The 10711-nt window shown below is 66.5% G+C and carries 12 protein-coding genes, 1 tRNA gene and 1 pseudogene; 8 read left to right on the top strand and 6 right to left on the bottom strand.

Annotated features, from left to right (window positions below):
- Positions 1-14: 14 nt before the first annotated feature.
- Both ACZ5QD_RS00800 and ACZ5QD_RS00795 read left to right on the top strand, forming a co-directional pair.
- Positions 15-143 (top strand): annotated as a pseudogene (locus ACZ5QD_RS00800) (tyrosine-type recombinase/integrase); the annotation flags it as partial.
- 3 nt (positions 144-146) lie between these two features.
- The gene (locus ACZ5QD_RS00795) at positions 147-1130 is read left to right on the top strand and encodes a tyrosine-type recombinase/integrase (RefSeq protein WP_464367288.1); all 984 of its coding nucleotides are present in this window, start codon (positions 147-149) and stop codon (positions 1128-1130) included.
- 235 nt (positions 1131-1365) lie between these two features.
- Here the strand turns inward: ACZ5QD_RS00795 and ACZ5QD_RS00790 are convergent.
- From ACZ5QD_RS00790 to ACZ5QD_RS00775, 4 genes are all read right to left on the bottom strand, one after another.
- A tRNA-Gln gene (locus ACZ5QD_RS00790) sits at positions 1366-1436 on the bottom strand.
- 263 nt (positions 1437-1699) lie between these two features.
- Entirely contained in the window at positions 1700-2359 is a 660-nt protein-coding gene (locus ACZ5QD_RS00785; RefSeq protein WP_006897707.1) for a TetR/AcrR family transcriptional regulator, read from the bottom strand.
- Between the two features lie 158 nt (positions 2360-2517).
- Positions 2518-2724 (bottom strand): helix-turn-helix domain-containing protein, encoded by a 207-nt coding sequence (locus tag ACZ5QD_RS00780; RefSeq protein ID WP_006897706.1) that lies wholly within the window; start codon positions 2722-2724, stop codon positions 2518-2520.
- Between the two features lies 1 nt (position 2725).
- Positions 2726-3214, bottom strand: a complete 489-nt coding sequence (locus ACZ5QD_RS00775; protein WP_006897705.1) for a DUF2975 domain-containing protein — start codon at positions 3212-3214, stop codon at positions 2726-2728.
- Between the two features lie 201 nt (positions 3215-3415).
- Here ACZ5QD_RS00775 and glmU point away from each other — a divergent pair, with 201 nt between their 5' ends.
- Together glmU and ACZ5QD_RS00765 are read left to right on the top strand one after the other, a co-directional pair.
- Complete coding sequence (glmU, locus tag ACZ5QD_RS00770; protein WP_464367023.1) at positions 3416-4954, top strand: bifunctional UDP-N-acetylglucosamine diphosphorylase/glucosamine-1-phosphate N-acetyltransferase GlmU; 1539 nt, start codon at positions 3416-3418, stop codon at positions 4952-4954.
- Between the two features lie 90 nt (positions 4955-5044).
- Positions 5045-6022 carry a ribose-phosphate diphosphokinase gene (locus ACZ5QD_RS00765; RefSeq protein ID WP_006897703.1) on the top strand — a complete coding sequence of 326 codons (978 nt, stop codon included), beginning with the start codon at positions 5045-5047 and terminating at the stop codon, positions 6020-6022.
- Positions 6023-6122: 100 nt separating this feature from the next.
- On the opposite strand, the gene ACZ5QD_RS00760 is transcribed toward ACZ5QD_RS00765, so the two are convergent.
- On the bottom strand, positions 6123-7607 hold the full coding sequence (locus ACZ5QD_RS00760) for an MFS transporter (RefSeq protein ID WP_464367022.1): 1485 nt from the start codon (positions 7605-7607) through the stop codon (positions 6123-6125).
- A gap of 164 nt (positions 7608-7771) precedes the next feature.
- Here ACZ5QD_RS00760 and ACZ5QD_RS00755 point away from each other — a divergent pair, with 164 nt between their 5' ends.
- Both ACZ5QD_RS00755 and arsC read left to right on the top strand, forming a co-directional pair.
- Positions 7772-8347 (top strand): TetR/AcrR family transcriptional regulator, encoded by a 576-nt coding sequence (locus ACZ5QD_RS00755; protein WP_006897701.1) that lies wholly within the window; start codon positions 7772-7774, stop codon positions 8345-8347.
- Positions 8348-8381: 34 nt separating this feature from the next.
- Positions 8382-8726, top strand: coding sequence for an arsenate reductase (glutaredoxin) (gene arsC / locus ACZ5QD_RS00750; protein ID WP_006897700.1), 345 nt, complete (start codon positions 8382-8384; stop codon positions 8724-8726).
- A 38-nt stretch (positions 8727-8764) separates the two neighbouring features.
- Here arsC and ACZ5QD_RS00745 read toward each other — a convergent pair whose 3' ends face one another.
- On the bottom strand, positions 8765-9220 hold the full coding sequence (locus tag ACZ5QD_RS00745; protein ID WP_045538500.1) for a limonene-1,2-epoxide hydrolase family protein: 456 nt from the start codon (positions 9218-9220) through the stop codon (positions 8765-8767).
- A gap of 164 nt (positions 9221-9384) precedes the next feature.
- On the opposite strand from ACZ5QD_RS00745, the gene ACZ5QD_RS00740 reads away from it, so the two are divergent.
- Positions 9385-9990 (top strand): 50S ribosomal protein L25/general stress protein Ctc, encoded by a 606-nt coding sequence (locus tag ACZ5QD_RS00740; protein WP_006897698.1) that lies wholly within the window; start codon positions 9385-9387, stop codon positions 9988-9990.
- Positions 9991-10013: 23 nt separating this feature from the next.
- Positions 10014-10580 carry an aminoacyl-tRNA hydrolase gene (pth, locus tag ACZ5QD_RS00735; protein ID WP_045538499.1) on the top strand — a complete coding sequence of 189 codons (567 nt, stop codon included), beginning with the start codon at positions 10014-10016 and terminating at the stop codon, positions 10578-10580.
- Positions 10581-10711: the final 131 nt, after the last annotated feature.

Below are 10711 nucleotides of genomic sequence, written 5' to 3'. Positions count from 1 at the left end.
GCAGCTTCGGCACGCTTAGGCAACTTCCGAGTGGCCGATACCAGGCTCGCTACCGCGACCCGAGCGGATCGAACGTCCTCCACAACGCGCCCACCACGTTCGATGCGAAGATCGACGCAGAGGGATGGCTCGCGGCCGAGCGCCGACTGATTCAACTCGGCGAGTGGACGCCACCCGCGACCCGTGAGGAGAAGAAGGCCGCCGCCCTTGTCTCACTGCGGGCGTACGCCGATCAATGGCTCGCCGAGCGGAAGCTCACCCCGAAGACGCGGGCTCTCTACCGCGACCTGCTCGACTCCCGCGTGCTTCCGGTCCTCGGCGATGAGTACCTGACAGATCTATCCCCGGCACTAATCCGCACCTGGTGGTCTGGACTTGGCACCGCTACACCAACCCGCTCGGCGCACGCTTACCAAGTTCTCCGGTCAATCCTGAGCACAGCTGTCGACGACCACCTGATCGCCGAGAACCCCTGCAAGATCAAGGGCGCCGGGCAGACTCCGAAACGTAGACAGCACGAGATTCTCACCCCTGAGGAACTCGTCGCCGTATACAACGCGATGCCTGAGACGTATCGGGCGTCAGTTCTCGTAGCGGCATGGGCGGGACTCCGATTCGGTGAACTGATCGAACTGCGCCGCAAGGATGTGGTGAAGGTCGGCGACGGCACGGCACTTCGGGTACGCCGGTCGGCAACCGTCGTCGACGGCGAGATCATCGTCGGCGCGACTAAAACCGATGCCGGCATGCGCGACGTCTACTTACCGCCGCATGTCACGGCGATCCTGACGAGCCACATGCGAGCACACACCGGCAACGGGCCCGAGTCACTGCTATTCCGAACGACGCGCGGCCGACGTCTCTCTCAATCCGCGTTCACGAAAGCATTCAAGGCGGCGCTACCCGCAGGCAAGGAAGGCGTTCGCGTGCACGATCTTCGTCATACTGGCGCAGTTCTCGCGGCGCAGGCTGGTGCCACGGTGAAGGAATTGATGGGCCGCCTAGGTCATACGACACCGGCTGTGGCGATGCATTACCAGCACATCGCGGCGGGCCGTGATGCATCGATCGCGGCGGCGATGAGCGAGCTCGCACAGCCAGAGAAGCCGGAACCCTCAACAGGCGATTGAGAGTTTGCGGCGTCGTCAATCGTCGTGCCGCCGTTTAATTTTCGGGGCTCTCGTGCTCCCCTCACTCCGAAGCAGCGTGACCTCAGCTTCTGCCGCAGATTCCGTCCATTGTCGTCCATTGTCGTCCATTGTCGTCTGGTCGCGGCTGCTCACGTACGCCTGCGTCAACATCGAGGCCACAGACCCCCCGACGAGGCAATATGGCGAACACACTGTGACCAGCATGTTCTTGTTGCTCCGCCACCAGGACTCGAACCTGGAATGCCTGAACCAAAATCAGGAGTGTTGCCATTACACCATGGCGGATTGCCGCGGAGACGATTCTGCCACAGGGCCCACCGCACACCACCACGCCGGGCACCACGCCGCCACCAACGCTGACCCCACGGGCTCTCGCACCTCTCCGCCACTCGCCCCGGGGTGCCGGAGAACCACCCCTCGCCGCACTCCGGCACCCGACCGCACCGATCGATGCGACCCAACCGGATGGTACATCCGGCAGAAAGTCGTACCACCGGAATCACCGATCCGCGACACTGACCCACCCTCCGGCGCGCACCGGGCGACGGCTACTTGAGACCCAGCACCGGAAGAAGGAACTCGCGCGCGAAATCCGAGAGCTCGCCGATGTCGTCGTAGTCCATGAGGTCACTGGGGATGGTGAGGAACGACCCCGCGATCCGGACCACCAGGTCGGCAGCCGGTATGGTCCGCACCCGCTTGGGGATGTTCCCTGCGGTCTGTTCGCGAAGGATCTGGTGCGCTACGAAGTCGCGCACCACGGTGAGAGTACGACCGTCGCCGCCGCCGACGAAGCCGGGCACCATCGCCGGCTCGGTCTCGAGCAGCTTTCGGATCAGCGGATTGCCGCCGATGGTCCGCAACGACGTCACGAAGGCCTGGACCACACGGTCGGCCGGGGTCGGCGCCTGCGCCATGACGTCGAGAAACTCGATGAAGTAGTTCTGGAACTCGCGGACCATGACCGCGTCGACGAGCGCGTCCTTGGTGGCGAACTTGCGGTAGATCGTGATCCGAGCCGTCCCGGCACGTCGGGCTACCTCTTCCATCGACGTGCGCCCGATCCCCGTTTCACAGAACTGCTCATACGCAGCGTCGAGCAGTCTGGTCCGCGTCCGGTCGGTCTCGACGGTGTCGGTCTGCACCGCCTGCTGCATCGCACGCTCGAAGAGCGTGGCCTCGACCCGCCCGGCCGCAGGGATCACCACTGGCCTTCAACTCCTCTCCAGTACCTACCCGACTCCTTCACGCTACGGCATCGGACGACCGCCCCATGCTCCGAATCCCGAGGCGTCCGACCCCGGCGACGCCGTGTTGCAAGTGTCGCTCCGTTGTTTCATATGGGCCGATGGGCGACCGCGCACCGTCAGTCGTCCACCCACTGCAGGACATCCCCGGGCTGACAGTCGAGAACACGGCAGATCGCGTCCAGCGTCGAGAATCGCACCGCTTTGGCGCGGCCGTTCTTGAGAACCGCGACGTTGGCCGGCGTGAGGCCGACGCGTTCGGCGAACTCGCCCACGCTCATCTTGCGACGCGCCAACTCCACATCCAGGCGCACGACGATGGCCAATTCAGATCACCGCGTCCATGTCCGCACGCAGCGTCGTCGCCTGGCGCAGCAGCGATCTCATCACCACCATCAGCAGCACGAGCAGCAGGCAACCGAGTCCGACAACGGTCAGCAGGAAAGGCAGGCCGGGATCGTCGAGCTCTCCGAACAGCGCCAACGCCGCCAACAGCCCGGCGGGTACGAGACCCGCGGCGGCGACCGCACAGATGATCGTGTCCACCCACCGGAACGACGATCGGTCGAAGATCCGGTCGCGACGGACGTGACCGAGGAGCATCCATGTCGCAACGAGGACGACCTGCAGGCACAGGAACTCGTAGCCGACCAGGAAGGTCGCCGACCATCGTTCGCCTCCGGTCATCTCGCCGATGCTCTCGCGATAGCGGAACTGTCCGGGAAACGAGAGCGTCTGCAGAACGGTGACCCCCGCGAACAGCAGCACCAAGGTCGCCCGCAAGGGCCAGTAAGCGAGTGTGACAGCACCGTCCATGTGTCGATTATCGACGGAAATCTATCGAAATTCAATAGCTAATGACGGCGCACCGCACTGTCGCGCACGCCACTGCGCACCTCGCCGAATAACACCTGACCGCACCGGCTGCGTAGGATTTGCCCCGGCGTACCTCCGCGGGATGGAAAGCTCTGCAGGAGTGCGTCGACGCTCGCGACCTTGAGATGCGGAGGGACTCGGATGACCGGACGACCGGCCCAGTCGAACGAAGAAGTCGCCGTCATTGTGCTGGCGGCGGGTGCCGGTACCCGGATGAAGTCGAAGACCCCGAAGATCCTTCACGAGATCGGCGGACGCAGCCTGCTCGGCCACGCACTGCACGGCGCCGCCGAACTCGACCCCGATCACCTCGTCGCCGTCGTCAGTCACGAACGCGAGCGGGTCACCGCCGCCATCGGAGAGATCGCCGAGGAACTCGGGAGGCCGGTGACCGTCGCCGTTCAGGATGAGCCGTTGGGCACCGGCGACGCCGCCCGCGCCGGAATGACCGGACTCCCCGACGACTTCTCCGGAACCGTCTTGGTCACGGTCGCCGACGCCCCGCTGCTCGACGGCTCCACGTTGTCCGCGCTCGTCGCCGAACACTTGCGCGACGACGCGGGCGAACCGGCCGCCGTCACGCTGACCAGCTTCATCGCCGACGACCCCACCGGCTACGGACGAATCGTCCGGGCGGGCGGTCCCGGCCTGGACATCGCGTCGTCGGACGTCCTGGCGATCACCGAGCACAAGGACGCGACCGAGACCGAACGTGCGATCACCGAGGTGAACGCGGGGATCTACGCGTTCGCCGCCGACATGCTGCGGACCGGCCTGACCAGTCTGTCCACCGACAACGTGCAGGGCGAGTACTACATCACCGATCTCGTCGGCATCGCGCGCGAGGCCGGCCGGGCCGTGCACGCACTCACCGTCTCCGATCCGAGCGTGGTCGCCGGCTGCAACGACCGCGCGCAGTTGGCCGATCTCGGAGCCGAACTGAATCGCCGGATCGTCCGCAAGCACATGCTCGCCGGCGTCACCGTCGTCGACCCCGCGACCACCTGGATCGACGTCGACGTCACGCTGGGCCGGGACGTGCGCGTCGAGCCGGGCACCCAGCTCCGCGGCCGGACCTCCGTCGCCGACGACGCGGTGATCGGCCCCGACACGACGCTCACCGACGTGACCGTCGGCGAGGGAGCTGCGGTGATCCGCACCCACGGTTCCGACGCGCAGATCGGGCCCGGCGCCGCCGTCGGCCCGTTCGCGTATCTGCGACCCGGCACGGTCCTCGGCGCAGACGGAAAGATCGGTACGTTCGTCGAGACCAAGAACGCCCAGATCGGCGCGGGCACCAAGGTCCCGCACCTAACGTACGTCGGCGATGCGGAGATCGGCGAGAAGACCAACATCGGCGCGTCGAGCGTCTTCGTCAACTACGACGGCGTGGCCAAGCACAAGACGGTCATCGGCTCGCACTGCCGCACCGGCAGCGACAACATGTTCGTCGCCCCTCTCACGATCGGCGACGGTGTCTACACGGGCGCGGGCACCGTGCTGCGCGACGACGTGCCGCCGGGAGCCCTCGCGGTGTCGGCGGGCGCCCAGCGCAACATCGCCGATTGGGTGATCGCCAAGCGCCCCGGCACCCCTGCCGCCGACGCCGCCCGCGCCGCCCAGCAGAATCACACCCAGCACGATCACACCCAGCACGATCACACCCAGCAGACCGAATAGCGTCACCCTGCGCCGACGGCGGCCACGAACCGCCCCGGCGCTCACACTCCGAGTACAGAAGCCGACCGCCTAGGAGAGAATGAGTCACCCATGACTTGGACGACCGACAATCAGAAGAACCTCATGCTGTTCGCCGGACGGGCACATCCCGAACTGGCGCAGGCCGTGTCGGACGAGCTGGGCGTTCACATCACCCCGCAGACGGCGCGCGACTTCGCGAACGGCGAGATCTTCGTCCGCTTCGAGGAGTCGGTCCGCGGCAGCGACGCCTTCGTGCTCCAGAGCTGCCCGTACCCGATGAACCAGTGGGTCATGGAGACCCTCATCATGATCGACGCGCTCAAGCGCGGCTCGGCCAAGCGCATCACGGCGATCATCCCGTTCTATCCCTACGCACGCCAGGACAAGAAGCACCGCGGCCGCGAGCCGATCTCGGCGCGCCTGATCGCCGATCTGCTCAAGACCGCGGGCGCCGACCGCATCGTGACGGTGGATCTGCACACCGACCAGATCCAGGGCTTCTTCGACGGCCCCGTCGACCACATGCACGCACAGGGCCAGCTGGCCGAGTACGTGCGCAACAAGTACGGCACCGACAACATCTGCGTGGTGTCTCCGGACGCCGGCCGTGTGAAGGTCGGCGAGAAGTGGGCCGACTCGCTCGACGGAGCTCCGATGGCGTTCGTCCACAAGACGCGCGACCCCGACGTCCCCAACCAGATCAAGTCGAACCGCGTCGTCGGTGAGGTCGCGGGCAAGACCTGCGTGCTGATCGACGACATGATCGATACCGGCGGCACCATCGCGGGCGCCGTGTCGGTTCTCAAGGAGGCCGGCGCCGGCGACGTCATCATCGCCACCACGCACGGCGTGTTCTCGCATCCCGCCGCCGAGCGCCTCGCCACCTGCGGCGCCAAGGAGGTCATCGCGACCGACACGCTGCCGATCCCCGAGGACAAGCGTTTCGACAACCTGACGGTCCTGTCGATCGCACCGCTGCTCGCGCAGACCATCCTCGAGGTGTTCAAGAACGGCTCGGTCACCAGCCTGTTCAACGGGAACGCCTGACCAGTACCGCATACGACGCGAAAGACACGACGCGAGACGCCATGGCCCGGGAAACCGGCCATGGCGTCTCGCGTTCGTCTAAGCGGCGTGACCCGCCCGTTCAGACGGTCTGTTCGATTCCCTCGATCGCGACGTCGACGGTCTCCTCCGATCCGGTCGCCGCGCCACCCGGAGCGTCGGACCGTCCGGGGATGAAGAACGCCAGCACCAGCGCGGCCACGGCGGCGCCGGCGGCCAGCGCCATGATCCAGCGGAACGCGCTCTCCGACGGCACTGCCACGCCACCGAGCGTCATGGTCATCTGCGCGACGATCACACCCGCCAGCGCACTGGCGAAGGACGTGCCGAGCGAACGCATGAGCGTGTTGAAGCTGTTCGCCGCACCGGTCTGCGACGGCGGAACCGCTCCCATGATGAGCGCGGGCATCGCACCGTAGGCGAGTCCGGTTCCGAATCCGATGATGATGCCGATGACGATGAGCTGCCAGATCGAGTGCAGGGCGAAGACGCCGAGCAGGTAGCCCAACGCCACCACGATCGCGCCCACCATCAGGGTGATCCTCGGTCCGAAGGTGTTGGTCAGCCACGACGAGAGCGGTGCCGCGAGCAGGAGCATGATGCCGAACGGCGCCATCACCAGGCCCGCCACCATCATCGACCCGCCGAGACCGTAGCCGGTGGCCTCCGGCATCTGGACCACCTGGGGGAAGACCATGCTCGCCGCGAACATCGCGAAACCGAAGACGATCGAGGCGATGTTGGTGAACAGCACCTGCGGGCGGACGGCGACGCGGACATCGACGATCGGCTGCGAGCTGCGCAGCTCCCAGCTCACCCACAGGATGAAGAGCACGATCGCTGCGGCGAAGCAGCCGAGGGTGGTGCCGCTCGACCAGCCCCAATCGGCGCCCTTCGAGACTGCGAGCAACAGCGCGAGCAGACCGCCCGACAGCGTCACGGCGCCGACGTAGTCGAAGCCGCCGCCCGACTTCTTCGGCGACTCCGGAACCACGATCACGACAGCGATCGCGCCTACGACACCCATGATCGCCGACACCCAGAAGAGCCAGTGCCAATCGGCGTACTCGGCGATCAGTGCCGCCAGCGGAAGCCCGAAGGCACCGCCGACGCCCAGCGATGCACTCATGGTCGCGACCGCGCCGGCCAACTTCTCCTTCGGCAGCACGTCGCGCATCACGCTGATGCCGAGCGGAATCACACCCGCCGCGAGACCCTGCAGAGCTCGTCCAACGATCATCGGCACCACCGACGTGCTCAGCGCACCGATCACCGAACCGACGATCATGATGCCCATGCTCACCAGCATCATGCGCCGCTTGCCGAACATGTCACCCAGCCGTCCCATCACCGGCGTCGCGACCGCCGCTGCCAGCAGTGTCGCGGTGATCACCCACGCGGTATTGGACGCCGGCGCGTTCAAGTACTCCGGCAGGTGCGGAATGATCGGGATCACCAGCGTCTGCATCAAGGAGACGACGATGCCGGCCAACGCCAGGACCGCTACGACGGCGCCGGTGGCCGGCGCTTTCTCCAGGGCCTCCGGGCCCGTCTTCTGTTCAACCATCTAAGAACGACCTCATCCGATACGAATGCGAGCGGGTCGGTGCCCGCTCGCGAGGAGTGTGTCCACACACTATCCGGAGGGTCCTCCGGATAGCAATGCGAGAGCGGCTACTGTCGTATCTGCAACACCGGCGACGACGAGAACGAGGAACGGGGGACACCGACGTGCCTGCCGCACCCGAGCCCGGGACCCGCCTGCGTTCAGACGCGCAGGCCAACTACAACCGTCTTGTCGCAGCGGCGACGACGGTGATCGATCGTGAGGGCGCAGACGCCCCGCTCACCCTCATCGCGGCGGAAGCCGACGTCGGGATCGGCACGCTCTACCGCCGCTTCCCCACACGCGCGCACCTGATCGAGGCCGTCTATCGGCACCGGATCACCACCCTCTGCGACACCACCGAGGACTTCCTCACCGACGAGCCGACGCCCCACGCCGCATTGCAGGGCTGGATGACCAGGTTCGTCGACATGCTGATCACCCATCGCGCCGTCCCCGACGCGATCCGCCCGCTGTTGGCCTCGGATACCGACTTCCGGACCGAGACACGCAACAATCTGATCGCGGCACTCGTCCGGTTCCTCAGCGAAGGACGGCGAACGGGCACCATCCGCGAGGACGTGGATCCGGTCGACATCCTGCGCGTACTGACCGGCATCGCCTTTCTCAGCGAGACCTCCGACCACGCCCGCGGCTCGATCGCCCTGGTGGCCGACGGGCTCAGGCCCCAGCAGAGCTGATCGCAGCAAGCCGGCACCCAGTAACCTGGACCACGTGGACGCCACGATCTATCACAACCCCCGCTGCACCACCTCCCGTAACGCACTCACCCGGCTGCGCGAGGCGGGCGTCGAGCCCGAGGTCGTCAAGTACCTCGACACCGGTTGGACGCGCGAACAGCTCACGGCCATGTTCGACGCCGCCGGGCTGACGCCCGCTCAGGCGGTCCGCAGACGCGAGAAGCTGTACAAGGAACTCGGGCTCGCCGACGCCTCGGACGACGAGCTGCTCGATGCGATGGTCGACCATCCGGTTCTGGTGGAGCGGCCCTTCGTCGTCACCGAGAAAGGCACCCGGCTCGCCCGGCCGATGGACCGACTCGACGAGATCCTGCCGTAGCCCGCTAAGGATTCAGCCCCGCTCACGATTCGGCCCCGCTAACGATTCACGCTGTACGCACTCACCGGATCCTCGAGCGGCCGATGCAAACCCGGAACGACCACCGCGGCGAGCGCGCGGACGAATCCCCGGGTGCAGTTCCAGAAGTCGAAGTAGTCACGCCACACGGCGATCCGGCCTTCGCGTACCTCGTTGCGGCCGCATACCCAGAACTGGATCCGCAACGGCCCCACCCGCAGTTCATCGATCCGCTCGGTCAGCACCACGCCGTCGTCGTCGGCGCTGATCGCGCGGATCTGCGCGTCGAATCCGATGCGATCGCCGTTGAGCCCGCGCATCACCTTCGCGAACCGTCGCTTGCCTCGTACGGTCGGCAGCGAGACGTTGGCGTACACGATCTCGTCGTCCACGCATTCCAGGGCCGCCTCGACCCGACCCTGGGCGAGGTCGGCGAAGAAGGCGTGGACGAGATCCGTCGGTTTCTGTGAGGTCATGCCCCGATGGTATTCTTGCCGCTGTTGTCTCGGCGAGGGTGCGAAGTCACCGTTATCGGCGCGACGGTCACCAGCTCTGCGGACTGCGTCGTCAGTCCACTCCTCGACCGTGTGCGGCGACGCTGAGGCGCCACCACGAAGAATCCCGAACCGAGGAGAATCGCATGGCTACCGCCCCGCAGCTCGCCGCCGCCGTCCGTGAAGAGAAGGGCAAGGGCGCCGCGCGCCGCGCCCGCGCCGCAGGCCAGGTCCCCGCCGTCCTGTACGGCCACGGCACCGACCCGGAGCACCTGCTGCTCCCCGACCGTGAACTCGCCGCCATTCTGCGCGCCAACGGTGTCAACGCCGTAGTGGAGCTCGACATCGCCGGCCAGAAGCAGCTCGCGCTGACCAAGCAGGTCGACGTCCACCCGATCCGCAACTACATCGAGCACGTCGACCTGCTCATCGTCAAGCGCGGCGAGAAGGTCAACGTCGAGGTCGCCATCCTGATCGAGGGCGTCGCCGCCAGCGGCACGCTCACCATTCAGGACGCCAGCGCCGTCGAGGTGGAGGCCGAGGCCCTGCACATCCCGGAGAACATCGTCGTGGACGTCCACAACCTCCCCGCGGGCACCAACGTCACCGCCGCCGACCTGAAGCTGCCGGCGGGCGTCGAGCTGATCACCGACCCCGAGACCCTCGTGGTCACCATCGAGGCCGCCAAGACCGCCGCGGAGACCGTGGGCGAGGAGGCCGACGAGGAAGCCGCCGAGGACGCCGCGGAGTGATCTCCCCGGCTGGACGGCTCTGAGTGAAACTCATTGTCGGACTGGGCAATCCCGGTCCCGCTTACGAGAAGACCAGGCACAACGTCGGCGCGATGGTCGCCGACGGCCTGGTCTCCTCGTATGGCGAGAAATTCTCCGTGCACAAGCGCTCCGGCGCGCTGACCGCCACTGTGCGCATCGGCGGCGAACCGGTACTGGTCGCGAAGTCACGGACGTACATGAACGTCACGGGCAGGCAGATCGGCCCGCTGGCGTCGTACTACTCGGTCGCTCCCGGCGACCTGATCGTGCTCCACGACGAGCTCGACATCGACTTCGGTGCCGTGCGTCTCAAACTCGGCGGCGGTGAAGGCGGGCACAACGGCCTGCGCTCGATCAGCCAGACCCTCGGTACCCGCGACTACCTGCGCGTCCGTCTCGGCATCGGGCGCCCGCCCGGACGTCAGGATCCGGCCGATTACGTCCTCAAACCGTTTCCCGGTTCGGCGAAGGCCGAGGTGGAACTGCTGGTGGCCAACGGTGTCGACGCCGCCGAACTGCTCGTGAAGCAGGGACTCGAAGCCGCTCAGAACGTCGTTCACGCCTGGTAGTCGGCCCGACGTCACCGGACCCGCCCGACGAGCCTGCGGCCGTCGGGACAAATTTGCGCGACCGCCTTCCCGATCCCCTCGCCGTCGGCGATGATGTCCTCAGTCGACTCTTGATCAATTGATCAAATCCC

The sequence above is a fragment of the Gordonia sp. J1A genome, from assembly GCF_055393515.1.
Note: the sequence above shows the minus strand (reverse complement) of the source record. Positions and strands in the feature narration are given on the sequence as shown.

Coding starts and splice junctions, on each gene's coding strand:
- ACZ5QD_RS00775 (WP_006897705.1), bottom strand. CDS start 3,214: ATGGACGGTGCTGTCACACTCGCTTACTGGCCCTTGCGGGCGACCTTG.
- glmU (WP_464367023.1), top strand. CDS start 3,416: ATGACCGGACGACCGGCCCAGTCGAACGAAGAAGTCGCCGTCATTGTG.
- ACZ5QD_RS00765 (WP_006897703.1), top strand. CDS start 5,045: ATGACTTGGACGACCGACAATCAGAAGAACCTCATGCTGTTCGCCGGA.
- ACZ5QD_RS00760 (WP_464367022.1), bottom strand. CDS start 7,607: ATGGTTGAACAGAAGACGGGCCCGGAGGCCCTGGAGAAAGCGCCGGCC.
- ACZ5QD_RS00745 (WP_045538500.1), bottom strand. CDS start 9,220: ATGACCTCACAGAAACCGACGGATCTCGTCCACGCCTTCTTCGCCGAC.
- ACZ5QD_RS00740 (WP_006897698.1), top strand. CDS start 9,385: ATGGCTACCGCCCCGCAGCTCGCCGCCGCCGTCCGTGAAGAGAAGGGC.